We start from the raw sequence: 22,869 nt of genomic DNA, 5'->3' as shown, positions 1-22,869 counted from the left end.
AAACAGCCGCCCCGTCTGCCCCCTCGCTCAAAGTCGCGGAACAGCGGAAATGATAACAAAAGCCTGTGCTTGCGGGTGGTCGTCGGTGATCGTCAGATGGATAATCGCCGCCATCCCGTCGGGCGTCATCGCCTCCAGCCGCGCCAGCGCCCCGCCCGTCAGCGCCATGGTCGGCTGCCCCGAGCGCAGATTGACGACGCCCATATCGCGCCAGAATATCCCCTGCCGGAACCCGGTCCCCAGCGCCTTCGAGCACGCCTCTTTCGCCGCAAAACGCTTGGCATAGGAAGCGGCCCGCATCCGCCGCGCCTCGGATTTGCGTCGCTCGACATCGGTGAATATCCGCTCGATAAAGCGGTCGCCGAAGCGCTCCAGCGTCAGCTCGATGCGCCGTATGTCGATGATATCGTTACCGATTCCGAGGATCATGTCCGGCCCTTCGTTTCGCTGGCACCCGGCAGCGACGCCCGGCCGCCCTGCCGCGCCTCATCCATCAGCACCCGCATCCGCCGGATGCTTCCCTCAAGCCCCGTGAAGATCGCCTCTCCGATCAAGAAATGGCCGATATTGAGTTCCATCAGTTCGGGCATCGCAGCGACGGGGGCCACCGTGTCGAATGTCAGCCCGTGGCCGGCATGGACTTCGAGGCCCATCGCTGCGCCGTTTCGCGCCGCTTCGGCCAGTCGTGCTAACTCCGCGTCGCGCTTGGCATTTTCATGCGCCAGCGCCGCTTCGCAATAGGCACCCGTATGCAATTCCACGATATGGGCGCCGAGCGACCGCGCCGCTTCAAGCTGCCTTGTCTCCGCGTTGATGAACAACGACACACGGATTCCCTTGTCGGAAAGCCGAGCCACAACCGGCGCCAGATGATTGTGAAGGCCCGCAGCATCGAGGCCGCCTTCCGTCGTCACCTCCTCGCGGCGCTCCGGCACGATGCAGCAGGCATGAGGCGTATGCCGCAGCGCAATCTTGAGCATTTCAGGGGTTGCGGCCATTTCGAGATTGAGCGGCAATCCGATGTCGTCTTTCAGCCGTGCGATGTCCCCGTCCCGAATATGCCGTCGGTCTTCCCTCAGATGCGCTGTTATCCCGTCAGCACCGGCAGCAGCGGCAACCTTTGCGGCACGCACAGGATCGGGATGCTCGCCCCCGCGCGCGTTCCGGATTGTCGCGACGTGATCGATGTTGACACCGAGACGCAGATGGGTTGTCGGACTCATGCTTGCCGGTTCCGCTTTTTTTCCACAGTCATTCCAGCGTCTCGCCTGCCGGCGGTTGAGGATCCAGAAACGGCACACGCGCATTTGCGCGCTCGGCGAGACTTTGGCGGCGGCGCAATTGGTAGGCTTCGACGCCGCTGCGCGTCAGGACATAGGAAACGGATCCAAGAACGATACCAACCGGGATGGCCCCGGCCGTCAGCGGCACGAGCAGCGGCAGAATCATGTCAAATGCACGTTCGCTCTGAAGTGTTCCGGCGATGTCGGGGTCGACGCCCGTCGGTGCGCCAACCATGTACCGGCCAACCTCATAAACGACGAACCAGATTGCCGGGAAGGTCAATGGATTGCCAACGAATGTACCGATTGCACTTGCAATAAGGTTGCCGCGCAATATCCATGCGAAAAGCATCGCAATCAGAATATGAAACCCGACAAATGGTGTGCACGAAGAAAAGACGCCAGCGGCAACACCAATGGCAATCGCGTGCGGCGTTCCCGACAGACGCCAGACCCGCCGCCAACCATACTGAAAGGCACGCTTCCAGCCCGCACTTGGCCAGAACGTCTCGCGGAGCTTCCGCAACGGGTGGAGTTCGACGCGACGCCGAAACACGGAATATCTCCTCTAGGCGATGCCGCGGCTGCCGGGCTTCACGGCAGGCAGCGCCGCAAGCTCCTTCGGAAGCTTGTCGGCCGGATAAGTTGGAATATCGATACGTGCAAGCGCGATGAGCTTGGTTCCGACCTTCGCCTTGCCGCCCGAACGGTCGATGAGGCACGCCGCCGCCACGACTTTCGCCCCGGTCTTGCGAATTGCCTGAATACATTCGCGCGACGACAATCCTGTTGTCACAATGTCTTCCACCATCACGACGCGCATGCCCTTCTTGAGCGGAAATCCCCGCCGCAGCACGAACTCGCCTTTTTCCCGCTCCACATACATCGCCGGCGCCTTCAGATAACGCGCCGTTTCGTAGCCCGGAATGATCCCCCCGACTGCAGGCGAAATAATGGCATCGATGGGGCCATCGACCTCGGCTTCGATTTTAGCCGCCAAAGCCTTGCAAAGCCGGGCGGTCCGCTTCGGATTCATGAAGACGAGCGCCTTCTGCAGGAAAACCGGGCTGTGCAGGCCCGACGACAGAATGAAGTGCCCCTTCAGCAGCGCACCGGATTTTTCGAATTCCTTGAGAACTTTGGCTTCTTTCATAGGTTTGCTCACCGGCATTTTTCGTTGGAGATAGTGCGCGTCAGTGTCGTGGACGCGCAACGGTGCTGACGCAGGACAATCCGTTCAGCGCCGACATAATACGCGTCAAATGTTTGATGTCCCGGACATCGAGATCGATCTGCAGGTCGTAGAAGTCGCTGTCACGTTGAGCCAGCGTCAAGTTGGAAATGTTGCTTCCATAGTCGGCAATCAATGTGGCGATATGGCCGAGTGACCCGACTTCATTACGCGCCGTCACGCGTAGCCGCGCCGGAAATGTTTGAGGAACCTCTGAGTCAATATCCCATGTTACATCGATCCAACGCGATGGCTCACCGTCGAACGTCTCAAGCGTCGGCGCGTCGATCGGGTAAATCGTAATACCCTCACCAGGCATCATAATACCGACAATGCGTTCGCCCGGCAGCGGAAACGTGCCTGAGGCGAACTGAATGCCGAGGCCGGCACCACGCCCCATCACCCGCACAACGCCATTTCGTTCGTCTTTTCCATTCGCTTTGCGCGTCCGCTTGCGACCCCGCTTGGCATCGGGCTCCTCAGGATACACCGTGTGCAGGACCTGCGTCGGACTGACCGTACCATCTCCGACCGAGGCGAGGAGTTCGTTGACATCGGACTTGCGGAGCGGGCCAAGCGCGCGCTCGAAGATCGTATCGGACGGATCCCGGCCGGCCGCTTCGAATGCACCTTTCAAAATCTGTCGTCCAAGCCGGCTGAACTCAGTCTGTTTGGCGGCGCGGATCGACCGTCGGATAGCCGAACGCGCCTTGCCGGTGATGACGAAAGCCTCCCATGCCGGCGATGGCCGCTGCACCTGTGAGCGAATGATCTCGACTTCGTCGCCATTCTCAAGCCGGGTACGAAGCGGCATGTGCCTGCCGTTGATCTTGCAACCAACACAAGTGTCGCCAATCTCTGTGTGCACCGCATAGGCGAAGTCGATCGGTGTCGCGCCACGCGGCAGCGTGATGAGAAGGCCATTAGGCGTGAAGCAGAAAACCTGATCGGAGAACATCTGGAGTTTGGTGTGCTCCATGAATTCTTCCGGCGTACCGCCATGTTCAAGCATTTCGATCAATTGTCGAAGCCAGCGAAACGTCGCTGCGAACTCGCCGGATGCTTCGGTGTCTACCGGTCCTTCTTTGTAGAGCCAATGCGCGGCGATACCGTATTCGGCGATCTCATGCATCTTGCGCGTCCGGACCTGAACCTCGGCGCGCTTCTTTTGCGGGCCGATCATCGTCGTATGGATCGAGCGATAGCCGTTGTTTTTCGGTGTCGAGATGTAATCCTTGAACCGGCCGGGAACCATCGGCCACGCCGTATGCAGAACACCGATGGCGCGATAGCAATCCGGCACCTCGTCGACGACGACCCGAAAGCCGAAGATATCGGAAAGCTGCTCCAGCGAAATGCCGCGGCGCTCCATCTTGCGCCACATCGAGTAAGGCCGCTTTTCGCGCCCGATCACTTCCGCGGCAAGCCCCTCTTGCTCAAGCTTCGCCTTGATCTCATCGGCGATCTTTTTGACTGTATCGCCACTTTCCTCGCGGAACTCATTAAGTCTCTTCAACAGAGCCTCGCGGGCCTCCGGGTTAAGCTCCTTGAATGCGAGATCTTCCAGCTCTTCACGAATCTCCTGGATACCCATGCGCCCGGCAAGAGGCGCATAGATTTCCATTGTCTCCTGCGCGATCCGCTGTCGCTTGTCGGTTGAGTCGATAAAGTGCAGCGTCCGCATGTTGTGCAGCCGGTCGGCAAGTTTGACCAACAGCACGCGAATGTCGTTCGACATGGCAAGCAGGAACTTGCGGAAATTTTCCGCCTGTTTCGACCGTTCGGAGGTGAGCTCAAGCCGCGTCAGCTTGGTTACACCATCGACAAGACCGGCAATCTGCGACCCGAACAGCTTTGTCAGCTCGTCCATTGTCGAGCCGGTGTCTTCCATCGTGTCGTGCAGCAACGCCGTCACGATGGTCGCGGTGTCGAGCTTCAACTCCGTCAGTATCCCGGCAACCTCGATCGGATGGGAAAAATAGGGGTCGCCGCTGGCACGCATCTGACTGCCATGCTGTTTCATGGCATAGACATAGGCACGGTTGATCAGGGCTTCGTCCGCTTTCGGATCGTAGCCGAGCACGCGATCGACGAGCTCATACTGACGCAACATTCATCGATTCTCCTGCGCCGCGCCTTGCAAACTTCCTAACGCCGTATTCCGCAAACACACATCACAAACGAAAAGCGCCGCCCCTTACCTTCCGGCCGGGCGGCGCTCAAACCGATTGACGTCTGCGCTGGGGCCAAACCCTCCTCGCCCGCTCTCAGTCTTCCCCGTCCATGTCGTCCGCATCGGCCGATTTCTGCTGCGGCGAATCGATCTGGCTCTGGATCGCACGCAGCAGTTCTTCCTCGCTCATGCGGTCGGTCGACCCCTCGGCGGCACCGAAAGTATCGGCGACTTCACCGGCCGCTTCGCCCGAAATCAGAAGCTGCATGTTCTCGACTTCCGGCTCTTCAGTCTCCACACGGCTCTGCATGCTACCGATAAGGTCTTCGCGCAGGTCTTCTGGCAGAATGGTCCGCTCGGCAATTTCGCGTAGCGCCACCACCGGATTCTTGTCGTTGTCGCGATCGACGGTCAGTTCCGCGCCGGCCGACATGGCCCGCGCACGATGTCCCGAAAGCAAAACGAGCTCGAAACGATTGGGCACCTTGTCGACGCAATCTTCAACGGTCACGCGGGCCATTGCAAAACTCCAGTATGGGCGGGAACCTGATTTGGCCCTTTATGTAGGGGGCAGAATAGCAGAAAGCAAGCAAGAACAGGCATTTAGAACTCAATCTGTGGTGAATTTAACCGCCGAGCCGGTCAATACCCTGCAGCGTCCCGGCCGGAAGCCGCGCGATCAAGGTTTCAACGCTCTCCCCTGTTACGGGGTGACGCCAACCCGGCGCAATATCGCGGAGCGGCAGCAGCACGAAGCCGCGCTCCGCAAGCCCCGGATGCGGCAAAGCCAGCGGTAGCGGCCCGATGCCTGCCTCAGGGCCGCGTCGGCCGACGGCAGGCATGATCAGGCCGCGGTAGTCCAGCAAATCGAGATCTAGCGTACGTGGCCCCCATCGGTCCCGCCTGACCCTTGCAAACAATGTTTCGACCCGGTGAAGAATCTCCAGTAGCGCCGCTGGAGGTAGCGCCGCCTCGACCTCCATCACAGTATTTACATAATTTTGCTGTATATAAATTGAAAGTGGTGGTGTCTGGTAGATTGGCGCCAATTTACAGACCCGGATGCCGAAGGCCGGCATCATCAACAACGCGGCCTCGAGCGTCTGTTGCGGTCCACCTGCGGCTGTCGCCAGATTGCCACCCAGCGCCACAAACACGCCGGTGGCCGCCGCCGACCGCCGTTCTATGTCTCTGACTGACAAACCACTCATGGGACCATTCTTTGCGAACGTGCGGCAGAAAGACTTGCCGGAAAGGAGCCTATTCCCTTAATGCTTTGGTTCCGCTTCGATCTGCCATTCGATTCTATCGCCGAATTTTGAACGTAAAAATTTTGATTCCACAGGAGTTTCGCGATGATTTTTTATGCACATGAGCGCATGGCGCTTTTTATTGATGGCGCCAATCTTTATTCGGCGGCGCGCGGGCTGAATTTCGACATCGACTACAAGCGTCTGCTCGATTACTTCCGCGCCAAAGGCACGCTGATTCGTGCTTTCTACTACACAGCCCTGCTCGAAGATCAGGAATATTCGCCGCTCCGGCCGCTGATCGACTGGCTCGATTACAACGGCTATTCGGTCGTGACAAAACCCGCCAAGGAGTTCACCGGCGCCGACGGCCGCCGGCGCATCAAAGGCAATATGGACATCGAACTGGCAATCGACGCGCTGGAACTGGCTGACAAGATTGATCACCTGATCCTCTTTTCTGGCGACGGCGACTTTCGCCGCCTGGTCGATGCAGTCCAACGCCGGGGCAAGCGCGTTACGGTCGTCTCTACGATGCGCAGCCAACCGCCAATGATCGCCGATGAACTGCGCCGCCAGGCCGATCAGTTCATTGAGCTGGAAACGATGCGCGACGCCATCGGACGCGCCCCATCCGATCGACCGGCGCCGGCCATGCGCAACGATGTTGACTTCGAATATGACGACGAGGACGAGGAAAACCTCAACCAGCCGACCCGCGCCTGAGCCGCCCATGTCGAGATTGGATGCCGCGGAGGCCCCCCGTGACTGTCAACTCTGCCCTCGGCTTGTTGCCTATCGCCGCGCCAATGCAGCGGCGCATCCCGATTGGTTCAATGCGCCGGTACCGTCGTTCGGCAAGGAGACGGCACGACTGTTGATTGTCGGCCTCGCGCCAGGGGTTCAGGGCGCAAACCGCACGGGCCGCCCCTTCACCGGCGACTATGCCGGCGATCTGCTCTACGCAACGTTGCGGGATTTCGGGTTCACGAAAGGAACCTACGCAGCCCGGGCCGATGACGGCCTTGAGCTCGTCGATGCGATGATCACCAATGCCATACGCTGCGTCCCGCCGCAGAACAAGCCAACGCCGGCCGAAGCGAGGACTTGTCTTGGCTTCCTGACCGCGCGCATGGCCGCAATGCCGCGCCTCGGGGCGGTGCTTGCGCTCGGCCGGATCGCCCATGACGCAGTGCTGTCGGCACGTGACATCAAACGGTCATCTGCCACTTTCGACCACGGGGCGGCACATGACATAGGTGGCGGCTTGCATCTTTTCGACAGCTATCATTGCTCGCGGTACAACACCAACACGCGTCGATTGACCGAAGCGATGTTTCGGTCTGTCTTTGCCGACATTCGAAAATTTCTGGACTAACCTTTTTCGCGCAACAATCTTGCCTTGTCGCGCTCCCAGCTGCGTTCCTTGAGCGTCTCGCGCTTGTCGGCGAGCTTCTTGCCTTGCGCCAGTCCAATTTCGACCTTCACCATGTTGCGTTCGTTGAAGTACATCTTCAACGGCACAACCGTCATGCCCTGTCGTTGCATCGCATTGGTGAGCTTCTCGATTTCACGCTTGTGCAACAGCAGCTTTCGCGGTCGCCGTGTTTCGTGATTGAACTGGTTTGCCTGCAGGTAGACCGGGATATAGGCGTTGACGAGCACGATCTCTCCGCCCTTCGTCGCCTGTGCATAGGCTTCATTGAGGCTGCCTTGTCCGGCACGCAACGACTTGACCTCCGAGCCTTTCAGCTCGATACCAGCCTCGAATGTTTCGGAAATACTGTAGTTGAAGCGCGCCTTACGGTTATCCGCAATGATCTTCCGACCGTCCCCGGCCTTCTTCTTGGCGCCACCGCTCTTGGAGGACATGTCTCCCCGGACTTTCTTCTGGCCGACTCAGTTGATCAGTCCGGCGGACTGCATGGCCTCGCGGACTCTCTGCTCGGCGCTGGCAGTCGCCGGCGTCAACGGCAAGCGCAGCTCATTGGCGCAAAAGCCGAGAAGACTCGCTGCATACTTCACAGGCGCCGGATTTGGCTCGACAAACAACGCGTCGTGAAGTGGCATTAGCCGGTCCTGGATTTCGAGCGCCTTTCCAAAATCCCCGGCAAGCGTCGCCTCCTGGAACCGGGAACAGAGCGACGGCGCGATATTTGCGGTCACTGAAATACAACCGACACCACCATGCGCATTGAAGCCCAGCGCCGTCGCATCCTCGCCCGACAGCTGGCAGAAATCCGCGCCCATCTTCCGCCGCTGCAAGCTGACACGCGCCAGATTGGCCGTCGCATCCTTGACGCCGACAATATTCTTCAACTCGAAAAGCCGCGTCATTGTTTCAAGGTTAATGTCGACGATGGTCCGACCGGGGATGTTGTAGAGCACGATTGGAATATCGACCGCATCGTTGATCGCCTTGAAGTGGGCATAAATGCCGTCCTGCGAGGGCTTATTGTAGTAGCCCGTCACACTGAGGACCGCGTCGGCGCCAACCTTTCGAGCAAATCGGGTCAGTTCGATCGCCTCAAGCGTATTGTTCGACCCCGCGCCTGCAATCACCGGCACACGCCCCCTGGCCGTCTTGACACACAATTCGACCACCTGCTTGTGCTCATCATGGCTCAGCGTCGGGGACTCGCCGGTAGTCCCGCAAGGAACCAACCCATGTGTGCCTTGCTCGATCTGCCATTCGACCAGTTTGACGAACGCAGCCTCGTCCACTGCGCCGTCCCGAAACGGCGTTATGAGCGCGACATACGATCCCTTAAACATGGCTTTGGCTCCGTTGCCGCCCGGACGGCTTGTTGGGCGGTAAATCCTTCGGCTCTTCCCGAAGCCGCGCAAGATACCCATAAGCGATGCCAGCGGCAAGAAAACTGGCCTTTTCGGCGCTTGTGGCCTATTGCCGGGAGCGTTAGCACATAGGTAGTCTCGACCATGGATAATCAGGGGCGCAGAGGCGGCTCGCGCCGGACGTCCCGATGCGGAAATCTCGGACCGGAAATGCCTCCCGCAAAGGCGTATTCCGACCGATCCGTGCGCCTCTGGAGTTTTGGGAACGCGCTTTGGCATACGACACGGGAATCGACCTTAAAAAGCACATGCTGAGTGCTGTAATCGTCTTCGGATGGCTGACGCTGACGGCCTCGGCCGCAACCGCGTCGGCGGTCCCGATGCCGCGTCCTGACACCCCGCGGCTTTCATCGGGAACGCCGCCCGCCGCGGCTGTGTCCGCGACCCGGGTCGCCGCGACCACGACCGGCACCGTGTCCCAACTGAGTGCCGCCGATCTCAGCGCGGCGCGCGATGCCTTTGCCGAGGCAGACCGTTCGAACTGGATTGCCGCGACACGGCACGTGACACGCATTTCCGATCCTGTAGCCGCCAAGCTGGTTCTCTGGACGCGCCTCCTCGCCGAGGGTAGCGGCGCGACATTTGCCGAAATTGTTTCGTTCCGTGAACAAAATCCCGAATGGCCTCGTCTGGGTGTTCTGGCCCTCCGTGCCGAAAATGCCCTCCTCGCCTATCCGATGTCCAATAGCGACGTCCTGGGTTGGTTCTCGGCCAATCCGCCAGTGACTGGCGAAGGCAAGATCCGCTTCGGCAAGGCTCTGGTCGACACCGGCAAGGCCAACGAGGGCATATCCTGGATCCGGCGTGGCTGGGTCGAGCATGATTTCTCGGCAACGCGCCAGAAGGAAATTCTGGCCTCCTATGGAAGCCATTTCGACGCCGAGACCCAGAAGGCACGTCTCAGCCGACTGCTATGGGAAAACCGCACGGAAGACGCCCGCAATGCTGCCGCCGTTGTCGGTCAGGACGCGCGCGCGCTCACAGACGCACGAATCCAGTTGAGCGCGGGTTCCAGTCAGGCCAGCGCCGCGCTTTCGCGTGTGCCGTCCATTTTGCGCACCGATCCTGGCCTGCTCTATGACCAAGTGCGCTACGAACGCCGCCGCGGCAATGACCACACCGCGCTTCCGCTGTTGCTGACGGCACCAACCGAACCGCACAAGATGATCCGCCCCGACATCTGGTGGGTGGAGCGAAAGATTCTGGCGCGAAAAGCCCTTTCTGGCGGCCTCTATCAGCAGGCCTACGAACTCAGCGCAGCACACGGCCTGACCGAAGGCGTGGAGTTTGCCGAAGGCGAATTCATGGCCGGCTGGATCGCCCTGCAGTTTCTCAACAAGAGCGATGTTGCGCTTGCACATTTCAAGCGGCTCGGCGAAGGGGTCTCTACCCCCATCAGCAAGGCACGAGCCTTTTACTGGAGCGGTCGCGCCGCTTCCGCCGCCGGCAACATGGAAGCGGCAACTGGATATTACCGTCAGGCTGCAAGCTACCCCGTCAGCTTCTACGGCCAGCTTGCGACAGCAGCACTCGCGGGCAAGGGCGGCGACGGAAAACTGAATCTGCCGGCAAACCCGGTTCGAACCGCCGAATCCAAGCAGCGCTTCGACAATCGCGAGCTCGTGCGCGCCGCACGCATTCTTCAGGATCTCGATCGCGAGCGTACGCGCTGGACGGTCATGCTGCACCTCGCCGACACCTTGACCGATCCAGCGGAGCTGGCTGCCTTGTCCGATCTCGCCCGGAGCTTCGGCGATCAGAAGCTGTCGCTGCGCATCGCCAAGGCCGCTGCCTCGCGCAACATCATCCTCCCTGACCATGCTTACCCGACGACACTGATGCCACAATGGACCCACAAAGGTCCGCCTGTCGAAAAGGCTTTGGTCTATGGCCTCTCACGCCAGGAAAGCGAATTCGACCCGAAGGCTCTGAGCCCTGCCGGTGCACGCGGCTTGATGCAGTTGATGCCAGGTACCGCACGCATCGTCGCCCGGCAGATCGGTGTTCCTTATTCCGCCGACCGGCTGACCGATCCCATCTACAACGCAACACTTGGTGCCGCGCATCTCGGCGATCTCATCGAGAATGACTTCGGCGGCTCCTACATCATGAGCATCGCCGCCTACAACGCAGGCGGCGGGCGCGTACGCCAATGGGTCAACCAGTTCGGTGACCCACGGTCAAGTGCGGTCGACCCCATCGACTGGATTGAGACGATCCCTTTCTCGGAAACACGCAACTACGTCCAGCGCGTCATTGAAAATCTGGAAGTATATCGCGGACGCCTGACCGACGAAGCACAGCCGGCGCGCATCGCCGACGATTTACGCCGCCACACCGGAACGCCTATGAATGCGCCCGCGCCGACACCGCGCCCCTCGAATGTGCCGCTGCCACCTCCCGCGGCAACGCTATCAACTTCGCCTTCGCTGGTCCCCTCACCAATCGCCCCGCCGCTAGGAAGCGCCGCCATGGCGCCAGTCATTGAGGATGGTGAGAGCTCAGCCGTCCGTTAGATCCGCTGCATTGCATCTTGCCGGGCCGGTTCATCGTACCCATATCCCACGTCGACATTTCGGTCTGGAGATGACCATGGCGAAGCCACCTTCCATTCGTGAAATTTTCTACACGAGCCAGGACGGCCTCAAGCTCTTTGCGCTCGACTATGGCGAGCGTACGGCCAAGGGTACGCCGGTTGTCTGCCTGCCAGGCCTGACGCGCAACTCGAAGGACTTCCAGCCACTGGCAACTCACCTTGCAAAGCGTCACCGTGTACTTTGTCCGGATTTCCGCGGTCGCGGCCGCTCCCAATACTGCGACAAGTGGGATGACTACACACCTGTCCACGAAATGATGGACACACTGGATTTGATGGGCGCGGCCGGCATTCCTCAGGCTGTCTTCGTCGGCACCTCGCGCGGCGGCCTCGTCACCATGCTCATGGCCGCCTTCCGGCCCAATGTCATCAAGGCCGCGGTGCTGAACGACATCGGCCCGGAAGTGGACCCCAGGGGCATCGAACGCATCGCAGGCTATGTCGGCGCCATGGAAACGCCCGCCACATGGGACGAAGCAGCCGTTAAATTGCGCATGATGAACGAACGCGAATTCCCGAACCTGACGGCCGAACAATGGCGCATTTTTGCGCGCCGCACTTTCGCCGAGGAAAATGGCGCGCCGAAACTCGACTACGACGCGAAGATCGGCACGGCGATGCGCAAGGGCCTCGAAGCCTCGAAAGGCGAGGTGCCGACCTTGTGGCCCCAGTTCAAGGCACTGGCGCAAAAACCGGTCATGGTTGTGCGCGGCGAAAATTCTGACCTGCTGTCGGCCGAGATCGTTGCACGTATGGCGGCCGAACACCCGGGCATGAAATCCGTCGTCGCCAAGGATCGTGGCCACGCGCCGTTCCTCGACGAGCCGGAGGTGTTGGCCGCTATCGACGACTTCTTGAAAAACGACGTCGGCTGAACCCACTCACTCGTTGCGCACGGCCTCCTGAGGTCCAGCGCCGTCGTCTGTCGTCGCCGAACCGGCCCGTAGGGCAAGAGCGTCGCGCGCGGCCTTGAAGCGCACGGCCCAGCGGATGGCGTGATGTGCGATACGGCGCAATAGATCGGCCTCGCGCATCGCATCATCGAGATACGCGAGATACTCGAGATCGCCTCGTGATGCGGCCGACAAAATGAATTGTTTGGTCGACTGATAATTGTCCTCGAACTGCTTGCCTTGCACGTTCAACCATTCGACGTCCACCTGATCGTCGAAGAGGCGCTCGTCGTTCATGAGGTTGATCAGCGCCTTTCTGTATGACTCCACCCGCTCCCGCACAATCGACGGCATCCGGGATTCGGTCGCGACGAACGACGTCACATTTCTGAGTTCGTGAACAATGGCATTGCAGTGCTGAAGCGTGCGTAGCAGATGGGCGAGCGCGTCCGGCAGGCCCGAGGAGAGCCGGGATTCTGAAAGCGCTGCCGCATATCCCCGAATGGCATCGGCGAGTGTCTCAAATACAACGAACCGCCGGCGTAGCGTCATTTCATATCGCGCTGGCTCCTTCAGATAGGCGGAGCCGCCCTCCAGGACGATTCGTCCCAGCCTGCGCATTTCCATCATCAAGCTTTCGATCGCCAGCGCCGGCATGTCCACAAGCGTCTGATCGAGATGCTGCGGCCGCGCCTCGTTCTCCTCCTGCGACACAAATCTGCCCCTGAGCCAAAGGATCAGTCGATCCGCCCATACCCAGACCACCAGCAGTCCCAGCACATTGAACAGCGTGTGAAAAATCGCCAGCGTCATCGCCGGGCCGGGCAATGCCCAACCGGTTGCCTCCATCCAGGAAAGGGCAACAAAAAACAGTGGCATGATCAGGAACGCGATCATCGCCGACAGGAAATTGAAAATGAAGTGGCTTGCCGCAACGCGCTTGGCATTCGATGTTGCGTTGAGCACCGCCAGAACGCCGGTGACGGTCGTACCGATGTTCGCGCCGATCACCATTGCCGCGCCGGTTTCAAGTCCGATCAACCCACCGGAAACCGCGGAGAGCGCCACCGCAATCGAGGCGCTGGACGACTGCGCCATGGCCGTAATGCCAAAACCGGCCAGCACAAACGCCAGGAGGTGGAAAAATCCCGTACCGCTCAAAGATTCGATGTGCACGCCTGCAGCGATGCCCTCGAACGAATCTTTCAACACCGACACGCCGAGGAAGAAGATGCCGAAACCTGCAATTGCCTCGCCGATGGCACCGCGACTTCGGCCGGGCGCCGTCAGGCGCAGGATCATCCCGATGCCTATGGCGGGCAGTGCCAGAAATTTGATATCCACATTGAAGCCGACGGCGGACACGATCCACCCTGTCATCGTCGTGCCAACGGCGCTGCCGAAAATGACCCAGACCGCGTGTCCGAGGGTCAGTATCCCTGCATTCACAAATCCGATCGCCGTCACGGTGACCGCACTCGACGACTGCACAAGCGCCGTCAACGCGAAGCCCGCCGCAAGGCCCTTCACCCGTGTATCGGTCCAGCTTTCAAGTACCTGCTTCAGCGACGGCCCGGCCGCGACCTTCAAACCCTCGGTCATTAGCCACATGCCGACCAGGAAAAGCCCCAGTCCGCCCAAAAGGCCGGTCGCGCTTTCGATACTCATGAAATAATCATCCCTTCCGCAGCGCCGATTATCGCAGCTTCCGGACCCGAAGGAAGGCCCTAGCGCGTCACCCCCGCCACGCCACCAGCATCTGCCGCGCGCCCTTCTGAAACTCGAACGGCACCTCCCGCAACGCGCAGCGCACACCGTCTTGGCCCATCGCCCGCATTACCCCCGGCAAATGGCTCGATGGCCGTCCGTCAAGGTTGAACAGCGGGAAAACCCGAACCTCGCCGGCAACCCGCAGAAGCTCCTTCATCGCCGCCACGTGAAAATCGAAATCGAGCGTGTCGCCATAGAGAAAGAGCAGGTGGGATGAAAGCGCCAGCCTGAACACACCATCGGCAAACGGCAGGTTGGGCAGCACCGCCGGCACATAGCGCCCCACCGCCTTTCCCGCCTCGAAATCTGCGAGAAACAGCGCCAGCGCCTCGCGCCGCAACCGGTGAACCGCTTCCTCCGACCCGTAGTGGCCCCAGTTGAAGCGATCGGCTGCGCGCGCCATGCCCTCGCGCATGGCAACCGCCGTCTGCTCGAAACGCGCGGCGATTGCCTCGCCCGGAAAACGATAAATCGGGTCGACGGCGACGACCCGCACCCCGGCCGACGCAACCTCCGCCGCAAAAGAGGAAGGCCCGCCGCCCGCGTCCAGCACCGGCCCGCCGCCCGCGTCCAGCACCGGCCCGCCGCCGTCCATGTCGTCGAGCGCGAAAAACGCTTGGTATTCGGCCAGACGCCGCCCCCAAGGCACGACACCGCCGAGATCGAACTCCGGCAATGAAATACGCTGTGTTTCCTTGATCATCTCCAGTTCCTCGAAAATCCGGAACCGCATCCGGGAGGCGCCTTCGATGGAAAAGTCGCAACGAAAAGGCCGCCTCCAGTGGGGCGGCCTTGTCCGGGTCAAACAACAGACGACGAAACGGGGCCACCCTCTAGGTGGTCCACCACACGCTGTTGACGCGGGTCGGTTCGATCATCGCTCTGTCCTCGCACCGGGAATATCCGGCGGCAGCAAGCCTATGCCCGCCGCTCTATTTTGCCAAGCGGTAATGCATGACGCCCCAGGCGAGATAGCCCTTGTCGGCGCCGTTCACCCAATGGCCGAGGCCCTTGATCATGTTGTCGAGATAGTCGCGGGAGGCAATGTTCGAGAGATGGTCGTAGCCGTCGGTCAATTCACGAGCAACCCGCGCATAGTGCCGGCGAAGCTGATGCGTCATCTCCCTGACCTCGACCTTCTCGAATCCGCGCGCCACAAGCTCCTTCTCGTAGAAGCCAAAGCTGGCAAGTGTTTCAAGATGAATGCGGTCGAGGATCGGCTGCAACACGCCATCCGGGCAGTCATCGGCCTGCATCGGGTCGGTGAAGATAAACTGCCCACCTGGCTTCAGCACACGCGTCACTTCGTCGAGAACGCGCCGCCGGTTGCCACTGTGAAGAATCGCATCTTGCGACCACACGAAATCAAAGTTTCCGGCGGCGGCAGGAATATTCTCGAAGTCGCCGTACTGCACGTCGATCAGTGCGTCGAGGCCCGCTTTGCGCGTCAGCTCGCGGTTGAGCCGGTTCTGCGTTTCACTGATGTTGACACATGTCACGTGACATCCTCGCGTCTTCGCCAGATGCCGCGCCGCACCCCCATATCCCGCGCCGATGTCGAGCACACGATGCTTCGGCCCCAACTCCTTCAGCATCGACGCCAGTGTTTCGTCGTTACGATGGCTCGCCGCGACGATCGGCTCGTCGTCGTTCTCGTACATGCCGATATGGATGTCTTCGCCACCCCACACGTGAAAGTAAAATGCGTCCGCATCCGGGCTGTCGTAATAGGCCTCCGCCTGCTCCACCGCGGCCGATCTAGCTTTCGTCATGATAGGTCTTCTCCGCAACGTGAATGAAAAAGTCAGCGTCGTCGTCCTTGTAGGTCTCCTGGAAGTCGCCATAGGTCACGACTTTCTGGAAACCGATCTCTCGCATCAGCCGCTGCATGTAGTTCTTGCGCAGCGGGAACATGTTGAGGTGGTAGACACTCTTGTCGGGAAATTCATAGCGGAAACGCGCCAGGCTATCGTCGACATGCTCGGGCTCAGCCGTCACCTGGTCGCCGCAATAGTAGTATTTGTGCTTGCTGCTGAACCCCTTGTCGAGAATGGCGTCATAGTTGCGCTGGTCCAGAATAAGCAAACCGTCATGCTTCAACGCCGCATAGAATTCCGCCAGCGCACGTCTTCTATCCCGCTCCTCGAAAAGATGCGTAAATGAATTGCCGAGACAGATGATGGCGTCGAACTTCCCGTGCACATCCTTGTTGAGCCAGCGCCAATCCGCATGAACTGCCTGGAGCACAAAGCCGTGATTGCGGCCATTGGCGAACGCCTTCGAAAGCATGTCGGCGCTGCCATCGACGCTCGTCACGTCGAAGCCGGCTTTCATCAGTTGCACCGAATTGAATCCGGTACCGGTTGCCACATCGAGGATCTTGTGTTTGCCGCGCTCTTTCAGGATATCGATAAAAAACTGCCCTTCGCTCTCCGCACGACTGTCCCAATCGATCAGGTCGTCCCACTTCTCGACGAAAGATTCGACATACTCCTCTACGTAGTGATCGGTCTCTCTGACACTGAGCGGGTTGTCACCGAATTCCTGCTTCTTGTTGGCAAGTGGCTTCATCGGGTTATCCTTCGGAAAATGAAAAGTGCACCGCGCACGCGCGTTTCCGCTGCCGCCAGACGCACAAACGGCTCCGGGTCAATTTGTGGCCGGCGCCTATGAAAACTGTTTCTGTTGCCCGCAAAATTCAGTCGCGCAAGACGCGCGAAAACGGACCGCATCCCACAGAAGCCGACGAAAGATCGTACGACGAAAGCGACAGATGCCGCAGGGAAGCGACTGGGGACGTGTGCTGCACAAGAAGTTGCGCGACACAAATAAGCCCACTCAGCAACCGCAAGCTAACAAAGCACGCCGCATGGATCAACCCGCAAGCGTCAAATACACCAAAATCACCCGATATCCGCGCACTAATACGCTAGCAATCAGGCGATGTCACACATCGAGACGAAACGCATCGCCGTCGCGCTCTATATGTCCGGCCGTCGGTGTCGCGAAATGTGTACCGATAACGAGCACCCCTGAACCGGCGAGATTCGAAAACATCTCGTGTCTCGTTTTCGTCGATTGCACAGGGTCGTAGTCAACAGTTGCCGCCCAGTCGAGTCGCGCCATCTGACAAGGATGGTGGATGAAATCGCCGGTGATCAGCGCCTCCTCACCTTCCGACGATATGCGTACGCTGACATGTCCCGGCGTATGTCCGACAGTCGGCACAAGGCATACTTCATCGCAAATTCGATGATCTGTGTCGACAAGGTCGACAAGCCCAGCATCGAAAACCGGTTGCACCGAATCCGAGAAAACAGCTCGCTGTTCGGCATTATCGCCTTCTGACTGCCAATAGTCGAACTCGCTACGCGCCATCAGGTAGCGCGCATTCGGGAATGTCGGCACCCACTTTCCGTCCACCAGCATCGTATTCCAGCCCACGTGATCGACATGAAGATGCGTACACATCACTGTGTCGATACTCTCGCGGGCATAGCCGGCCTTGGCCATGTTCTCGAGAAAAGGTCCTTGCAGCTTGTTCCAGCCGGGGACGCCGCGGCCTTCTTTGTCATTACCAAGACAGGTATCGACGACGATCCGCCGCGACGGTGTCTCGACAATAAGCGCATGAACGCTCATGCGAAGCCTGCCGTTTTCATCGACGAAATGCGGCTTCATCCAGTCATAGGGCGCGACCGCCTCCGGTGTCGCCTGCGGCAGGATAAACCTGGTCCCACCCGTTGCCTCCACCTCGACCACCTTGGTGATCGTCACCGCACCAACCTGCCACTTGCTCACAACCGCCCTCCCGTTTTGTTTAGCAAAAGCTTAGGCGCGAAAGGCGGCCGCGTCACTCCGTCCTGAGATCGCGCAATTGCCGCATCAGGTCCTCCGCGCGCTGCGTGCCGGCCGTGCGAATATCGAGGCCCGCCGCCGCAAGGCCGCGCGCCGTCCATGTGTTGCAGGTATTGAATAGATGAAACCGGCCGGTCGCCGGGTAGAACATGCTGAAGCGGTAAAGCCCGCGCGCGCTCGGCCAGACGCGGCGCTCCCCTTCTCGCTCGAAGCTTTCGTGCAGGTAGTCGATCAGCCGTCGGAATTCCCCGGCGCTCAGCAACAGCGCAATCTCCTCGACATCGATGAATGCCTCGCCCGGTGGCGCATCGAGCGGCGCAACATGGACGACGGCCGGTCCGGGAAGCGCCGCGCGCAACGTTGCGCCGATGCCGGGATCGGGCGTCGGGTAGAATTCCGCATTGCCCCAGCCGAACTCGAGATAGACGGCCCCCGCAAAGTCCGCCGCCTCGGGAATTCTTTCCTCGGGAATGTCAGCGATCGCAACGACGATTCCGGTATGCCATCCATTGCTCGAAATGAAAACGCGATGCGCGTCTGCGGACACGCCACCAGCGGGCCACAGCGTCGACACGAGAATCACGCACCACACAATCCGCGCGACCGAAAAACACGGTCCCGCTCGCCTCGTGCGCATCGCTAGCCGCCTTCGTCCGGGTCGATCTTCAAGGTCGGGATCGACCAGTCGTAAAAGATAGCCAGAAGCCGGATAACCAGCACCGCCGCAATCGAGCTCCACAGACTAAAAGCCGGATCGACGCCATAACCGTCGGCAAAGACATAAAGGATTGCCCCCGTGAGTGCCGCCAGCGCATAGACTTCCTTTTTGAGAATGATCGGCGTGCGGTTTGCAAGGACGTCGCGGATGACGCCACCGGCGATGCCGGTCACAACGCCCATAATCACCGCAACAAAGGCGGACGTGTCCATTTCGAGCGCCTTGCGCGTTCCAAGCGCGACGAACACTGCCAGTCCCACGGCATCGGCAATCGCAACCGGACGGCGTGCCTTCTGCGCCCAGCGTGCAACGGGGATTGTGGCCAATGCTGCAGCAGCAGCCACCGCGACATACCAGGATTGGGCAATCCAAAAGACCGGGGCGTCGAGCAGAAAATCGCGCAGCGTGCCCCCGCCAACGGCCACAATAATGCCAAGCACCATGACGCCGAACCAGTCCATCTGCCGTTCGCCGGCGACCAGCGCTCCGGACACAGAGAATGCCGCTATGCCAACGAGTTGAAGAGACATCAGCAGGTGCAGATGAGTCATGGTCATCAACATCAATGCGAGAAACTGAAAAGCATCGTTCCGTAGATTCGCCGGTTGTCGGCCGTGAAACCGGCAGCACACATCTTCTGAAGCCTATCAAGCATAATGCTTGAAGATCAATGAGGTGTTGACTCCGCCAAAAGCGAAATTGTTGGACATTACGAATTCAGCATCGATCTGACGAAAACCATCAACGATATAGTCGAGCTCGCCACAATTTTCGTCAACGTTGCGGAGATTGATGTTTGGAGCGAAATGTCCATCGCGCATCATTTCAATAGCAAGCCATGCTTCAATGGCACCGCACGCACCGAGTGTGTGACCGAAATAGCCCTTCAGCGAATGGATTGGGGTAGAGGATCTGAGGACACTGGCCGTAGCAATCGTCTCTGCGACATCGCCCTGAAGCGTCGCTGTTCCATGCCCGCTGACGAACGCAATAGTGTCCGCAGACAAACCCGAATCATCAAGCGCAAGCTGCAAGGCTCGCGCCATGGTTTCGGATTTTGGGTCGGTGACATGCGAACCGTCCATGTTCGTGCCAAAACCTACAATCTCGGCATAGATGGTTGCTCCACGCGCCAACGCATGCTCACGCTCTTCGAGAATGAGTGCGGCAGCGCCCTCGCCAATCACGAGGCCATCGCGGTCTCGGTCATAGGGGCACGGCGCGGTATGAGGTGCATCGTTGCGACAGCTGGTCGCAAAAAGGGTGTCGAAAACGATGGCCATGGTAGGACACAATTCTTCCGCGCCACCTGCGATCATTACGTCGGCGTGTCCATATCGAATGGCCTCACAGGAATATCCGATCGCTTGCGAACCCGACGTGCATGCCGACGACGTCGTGATGATGCGTCCCTGTAGCCCGAAGAAGATACCAATATTAATGGCAGCCGTATGGCTCATCATTTTAATGTAGCTCATCGCGCTGAGGCCTGTCGCCTCTCCCGAATCCATGAAATGGACAAAACCTTTGGTAGACTCGGTAGAACCGTAAGACGACCCGAAGGCGACACCGGCACGGCCGGATGTGAGGACAGGATCATCTGTAAGACCCGCAGCCGCAAGCGCTCGCTCCGCCGAACGCACAGCAAGTATCGCAACCCGCCCCATGGAGCGCATCTTTTTGCGTGGGAAAATCTTCTCATGCTCAAAATATGTCGCTGGCGCACCAAGCCGCGTTCTCAAATCGCCAAGCCTGTCCCAAGCTTCGATATATCTGACGCCCGTACGCCCCTCTCCCATCGCGGCACGAATATCGCTCCAGTCCGCACCAAGCGGTGTTACTCCAGCCATACCTGTTACAACGACGCGCCGCATCAACACATTCCCCCATTCACCGATATGACCTGACGTGTCATATAACTGGCCTCATCAGAGAGAATAAAGGCGACGATGCCGGATATCTCCTCAGGCTTTCCCAGACGCTGCATCGGAATCATTCTGACAATTTCCTCGACGGGCGCTTCTTTGATCATCGCGGTTTCTATCACGCCGGGTGCAACGCAATTGACTGTGATCCTTCTCGTCGCGAGCTCAACCGCCAGCGCCTTGGTGGCGCCGATAATGCCGGCCTTCGCCGCACTGTAGTTTACCTGACCACGGTTGCCGATTATACCGGAGACGGACGAAATGGTAACAATGCGGCCTCCATCGCGACGGCGGATCATGGGCATCACAAGCGGATGAACAACATTGAAGAAACCGCCAAGATTGGTGTCGATCACACTGTCCCAATCTTCTCTTGAAATCGCCGGAAAGGCATTGTCCCGCGCTATTCCAGCGTTGAGAACGATACCCCAATAGGCGCCATGCGCCGCGATGTCGGATTCAAGCGCGGCAAGAGACGCATCACGGCTCGAGACGTCGAATCCGAGAACGCGTGCCGTTCCGCCTGCTTCCTCGATCAAGCGACGCGTATCATCCGCACCTGCCTCATCAGAACCGAAATGGATTGTGACCGGAAATCCGTCCCGCGCGACTCGAATGGCTATCGCCCGCCCGATCCCCTTGCTCGCTCCGGTAACGAGAATGGTCCGCTTCGCTGTATCGTTCATGACATATCCTGCCGCAACCCCGCAGCGCGCCCTTCGGGTCGATAGACGTTTATAGACGCAATAACACAGTCGTCGTCGTCTATGCGAATGACGCCATCAAACGCCGCCATGCCGTTTTCATTAAAGGTCATGTCGACACGGATATGCAGTGTCTCGCCTACGGCAAAATATCCGCGCGTCGCCATGTATCGTCGTGTCCCAAGAAGGAAGCCGATCTCCGGTGGCTCACCGCTGGCGTGGCGGCTGGCGCCGTCATACGCCGCAATGGTCTGCGCAAGATACTCAAGGCCGACATATGCAGGAACGCCGCATCCATCACGAAAGAACGTCGAATTCTCGGTAATCGACACTTCCGCAACGGCATGAAAATCCGATGCCTCGATCAATCTGTCGATCAGCAGCATGGTGCCGCTGTGCCGGACGAGCTCTCCGATATATGGGAGGGGATCGGTCATCATTCGCGAGCCAGAATCAAGGCCAGATTGTTCCCGCCGAAGGCATAGGAACAACTCATCATATACCGTCCCTCGACGCGCTCGCCAATGCGATCGACGAGATGAAGCGGTGGAAGCTTCGGATCAACATCTCCATCCCAGAGATGTGGTGGTACCTCGCGTCGCGCCAGCGCCATAGAGACGAAGGCCGCTTCGCAGGAACCTGCCGCGCCCAGCATATGGCCCGTCAGCGCCTTGGTGGAACTGCACGGAAGATCGCCGCCGAAAAGCCGGTGCGTCACCTTAGCTTCCATCGCGTCATTAAGTCGGGTCGCTGTACCGTGAAGATTGAGATAGGCAATGTCCGACGGAGAAATCCCCGAGTGAAGAAGCGCCTGTTCGATGGCGAGCTCGGCGCCGTAGCCTTCTGGGTCGGGTGCGCTCAGATGATGCGCATCAGAACTTTCGCCCCAACCCGCTATTCTGGTATGCGCTTCCTCTCGCCCCAGGACGAACAGTGCACCACCGTCACCAATATTTATTCCATCCCGGTTGATGCTGAACGGATTACACCGCGCAGAGGAGATCGAATCCAGGACGGAAAACCCATTCAGCGTCAGGCTGCACAGTGTATCAATGCCGCCCGTCACGACGACATCACACAGGTCGGCCTGTATGAGCCGTACCGCGGCCACGATTGCCTTGCCGCCGGACGTGCAGGCCGTCGACACGCCATAACAGGGACCTGCTGTTCCCGTAACGGCCTCTACGAATGCAGCGGGATCGCCAAGTTCGGTTCGCGCAAGCCGAAAATAATTTGGCCAACCATTGGCGGAGAAGCGCTTTCCAAGCGCCAATTCCCAGCCCTCAATTCCCGACGTACTCGTTCCGACAACGACGCCGACGCGCGCCGGGCCGAACTTCGAGATCGCCTCTGCGATAATCGGCATTAGGGGCTCAAGACAATGATAAACAAGACGGTTATTGCGACTCTCCCACTCCTCAAAAGCCAACGGCAACTCAGCAAGCGCAAAACGCAGTCGCCCGACAGGCGGCGTCCGGCCATCCGCTATTTTTTCGGTCTGCTGAAGCCCCGATAGATCGCCGCTGAAAAGTGCGCCTGAAACAGTGTCCCAGTCCGCACCAAGAGCATTGGCAACGGACGATGCCACGATATAAACGCTCCGTCCGGTCAT

24 protein-coding genes are annotated in these 22,869 nt (G+C 59.4%); 4 read left to right on the top strand and 20 right to left on the bottom strand.

Features of this window, described 5'->3' with window-relative positions:
* Nucleotides 1–27: 27 nt before the first annotated feature.
* From acpS to folK, 7 genes are all read right to left on the bottom strand, one after another.
* Nucleotides 28–429, bottom strand: a complete 402-nt coding sequence (gene acpS / locus Q7V31_RS14580) for a holo-ACP synthase (RefSeq protein ID WP_304735332.1) — start codon at nucleotides 427–429, stop codon at nucleotides 28–30.
* Nucleotides 426–1,223 (bottom strand): pyridoxine 5'-phosphate synthase, encoded by a 798-nt coding sequence (locus Q7V31_RS14575; RefSeq protein ID WP_304735331.1) that lies wholly within the window; start codon nucleotides 1,221–1,223, stop codon nucleotides 426–428. The genes acpS and Q7V31_RS14575 overlap by 4 nt, the downstream gene beginning before the upstream one ends.
* Nucleotides 1,224–1,251: 28 nt before the next feature.
* The gene (locus Q7V31_RS14570; protein ID WP_304735330.1) at nucleotides 1,252–1,809 is read right to left on the bottom strand and encodes a DUF2062 domain-containing protein; all 558 of its coding nucleotides are present in this window, start codon (nucleotides 1,807–1,809) and stop codon (nucleotides 1,252–1,254) included.
* Nucleotides 1,810–1,851: 42 nt separating this feature from the next.
* The gene (gene pyrE, locus Q7V31_RS14565) at nucleotides 1,852–2,436 is read right to left on the bottom strand and encodes an orotate phosphoribosyltransferase (protein WP_304735329.1); all 585 of its coding nucleotides are present in this window, start codon (nucleotides 2,434–2,436) and stop codon (nucleotides 1,852–1,854) included.
* A gap of 40 nt (nucleotides 2,437–2,476) precedes the next feature.
* A complete protein-coding gene (locus Q7V31_RS14560; RefSeq protein ID WP_304735328.1) occupies nucleotides 2,477–4,627 on the bottom strand; it encodes a bifunctional (p)ppGpp synthetase/guanosine-3',5'-bis(diphosphate) 3'-pyrophosphohydrolase in 2,151 nt (716 codons plus the stop codon).
* Between the two features lie 154 nt (nucleotides 4,628–4,781).
* On the bottom strand, nucleotides 4,782–5,207 hold the full coding sequence (gene rpoZ / locus Q7V31_RS14555) for a DNA-directed RNA polymerase subunit omega (protein WP_304735326.1): 426 nt from the start codon (nucleotides 5,205–5,207) through the stop codon (nucleotides 4,782–4,784).
* 106 nt (nucleotides 5,208–5,313) lie between these two features.
* Nucleotides 5,314–5,898, bottom strand: coding sequence for a 2-amino-4-hydroxy-6-hydroxymethyldihydropteridine diphosphokinase (gene folK, locus Q7V31_RS14550; RefSeq protein WP_304735325.1), 585 nt, complete (start codon nucleotides 5,896–5,898; stop codon nucleotides 5,314–5,316).
* A 147-nt stretch (nucleotides 5,899–6,045) separates the two neighbouring features.
* Between folK and Q7V31_RS14545 the strand changes: the two genes are divergently transcribed.
* Both Q7V31_RS14545 and Q7V31_RS14540 read left to right on the top strand, forming a co-directional pair.
* Nucleotides 6,046–6,663, top strand: coding sequence for an NYN domain-containing protein (locus Q7V31_RS14545; RefSeq protein ID WP_304736020.1), 618 nt, complete (start codon nucleotides 6,046–6,048; stop codon nucleotides 6,661–6,663).
* A 7-nt stretch (nucleotides 6,664–6,670) separates the two neighbouring features.
* On the top strand, nucleotides 6,671–7,315 hold the full coding sequence (locus Q7V31_RS14540; RefSeq protein ID WP_304735324.1) for a uracil-DNA glycosylase: 645 nt from the start codon (nucleotides 6,671–6,673) through the stop codon (nucleotides 7,313–7,315).
* Here the strand turns inward: Q7V31_RS14540 and smpB are convergent.
* Together smpB and dapA are read right to left on the bottom strand one after the other, a co-directional pair.
* Nucleotides 7,312–7,809, bottom strand: coding sequence for an SsrA-binding protein SmpB (smpB, locus tag Q7V31_RS14535; protein WP_304735323.1), 498 nt, complete (start codon nucleotides 7,807–7,809; stop codon nucleotides 7,312–7,314). The two genes, Q7V31_RS14540 and smpB, sit on opposite strands and share 4 nt — an antisense overlap.
* Before the next feature lie 27 nt (nucleotides 7,810–7,836).
* Nucleotides 7,837–8,712 carry a 4-hydroxy-tetrahydrodipicolinate synthase gene (dapA, locus tag Q7V31_RS14530; RefSeq protein ID WP_304736018.1) on the bottom strand — a complete coding sequence of 292 codons (876 nt, stop codon included), beginning with the start codon at nucleotides 8,710–8,712 and terminating at the stop codon, nucleotides 7,837–7,839.
* Between the two features lie 293 nt (nucleotides 8,713–9,005).
* Here dapA and Q7V31_RS14525 point away from each other — a divergent pair, with 293 nt between their 5' ends.
* Both Q7V31_RS14525 and Q7V31_RS14520 read left to right on the top strand, forming a co-directional pair.
* Nucleotides 9,006–11,309: a lytic transglycosylase domain-containing protein gene (locus Q7V31_RS14525; protein WP_304735322.1), complete on the top strand. Its 2,304-nt coding sequence runs from the start codon at nucleotides 9,006–9,008 to the stop codon at nucleotides 11,307–11,309.
* A gap of 76 nt (nucleotides 11,310–11,385) precedes the next feature.
* Entirely contained in the window at nucleotides 11,386–12,264 is an 879-nt protein-coding gene (locus tag Q7V31_RS14520) for an alpha/beta fold hydrolase (RefSeq protein WP_304735321.1), read from the top strand.
* Between the two features lie 6 nt (nucleotides 12,265–12,270).
* On the opposite strand, the gene Q7V31_RS14515 is transcribed toward Q7V31_RS14520, so the two are convergent.
* The 11 genes from Q7V31_RS14515 to Q7V31_RS14465 form a co-directional block, all read right to left on the bottom strand.
* Nucleotides 12,271–13,950, bottom strand: a complete 1,680-nt coding sequence (locus Q7V31_RS14515; protein ID WP_304735320.1) for a Na/Pi cotransporter family protein — start codon at nucleotides 13,948–13,950, stop codon at nucleotides 12,271–12,273.
* 67 nt (nucleotides 13,951–14,017) lie between these two features.
* A complete protein-coding gene (locus Q7V31_RS14510) occupies nucleotides 14,018–14,785 on the bottom strand; it encodes a hypothetical protein (protein ID WP_304735318.1) in 768 nt (255 codons plus the stop codon).
* Nucleotides 14,786–14,984: 199 nt separating this feature from the next.
* A complete protein-coding gene (locus Q7V31_RS14505) occupies nucleotides 14,985–15,824 on the bottom strand; it encodes a cyclopropane-fatty-acyl-phospholipid synthase family protein (RefSeq protein WP_304735317.1) in 840 nt (279 codons plus the stop codon).
* Nucleotides 15,811–16,623 carry a class I SAM-dependent methyltransferase gene (locus Q7V31_RS14500; RefSeq protein WP_304735315.1) on the bottom strand — a complete coding sequence of 271 codons (813 nt, stop codon included), beginning with the start codon at nucleotides 16,621–16,623 and terminating at the stop codon, nucleotides 15,811–15,813. Before Q7V31_RS14500 ends, Q7V31_RS14505 begins: the two co-directional genes overlap by 14 nt.
* A 375-nt stretch (nucleotides 16,624–16,998) precedes the next feature.
* Complete coding sequence (locus Q7V31_RS14495; protein WP_304735314.1) at nucleotides 16,999–17,853, bottom strand: MBL fold metallo-hydrolase; 855 nt, start codon at nucleotides 17,851–17,853, stop codon at nucleotides 16,999–17,001.
* A gap of 52 nt (nucleotides 17,854–17,905) precedes the next feature.
* Nucleotides 17,906–18,493: a DUF2459 domain-containing protein gene (locus Q7V31_RS14490; protein WP_304735313.1), complete on the bottom strand. Its 588-nt coding sequence runs from the start codon at nucleotides 18,491–18,493 to the stop codon at nucleotides 17,906–17,908.
* A 56-nt stretch (nucleotides 18,494–18,549) separates the two neighbouring features.
* Nucleotides 18,550–19,185 (bottom strand): trimeric intracellular cation channel family protein, encoded by a 636-nt coding sequence (locus Q7V31_RS14485; RefSeq protein ID WP_304735311.1) that lies wholly within the window; start codon nucleotides 19,183–19,185, stop codon nucleotides 18,550–18,552.
* A gap of 90 nt (nucleotides 19,186–19,275) precedes the next feature.
* Complete coding sequence (locus Q7V31_RS14480) at nucleotides 19,276–20,502, bottom strand: beta-ketoacyl-ACP synthase (RefSeq protein WP_304735310.1); 1,227 nt, start codon at nucleotides 20,500–20,502, stop codon at nucleotides 19,276–19,278.
* Nucleotides 20,502–21,239 carry a 3-ketoacyl-ACP reductase FabG2 gene (locus tag Q7V31_RS14475; RefSeq protein WP_304735309.1) on the bottom strand — a complete coding sequence of 246 codons (738 nt, stop codon included), beginning with the start codon at nucleotides 21,237–21,239 and terminating at the stop codon, nucleotides 20,502–20,504. The genes Q7V31_RS14480 and Q7V31_RS14475 overlap by 1 nt, the downstream gene beginning before the upstream one ends.
* Nucleotides 21,236–21,643: a hypothetical protein gene (locus Q7V31_RS14470; protein ID WP_304735308.1), complete on the bottom strand. Its 408-nt coding sequence runs from the start codon at nucleotides 21,641–21,643 to the stop codon at nucleotides 21,236–21,238. Before Q7V31_RS14470 ends, Q7V31_RS14475 begins: the two co-directional genes overlap by 4 nt.
* Before the next feature lie 50 nt (nucleotides 21,644–21,693).
* Entirely contained in the window at nucleotides 21,694–22,869 is a 1,176-nt protein-coding gene (locus Q7V31_RS14465) for a beta-ketoacyl-ACP synthase (protein ID WP_304735306.1), read from the bottom strand.

The sequence above is a fragment of the Parvibaculum sp. genome, from assembly GCF_030651915.1.
Classification (GTDB): domain Bacteria; phylum Pseudomonadota; class Alphaproteobacteria; order Parvibaculales; family Parvibaculaceae; genus Parvibaculum.
Note: the sequence above shows the minus strand (reverse complement) of the source record. Positions and strands in the feature narration are given on the sequence as shown.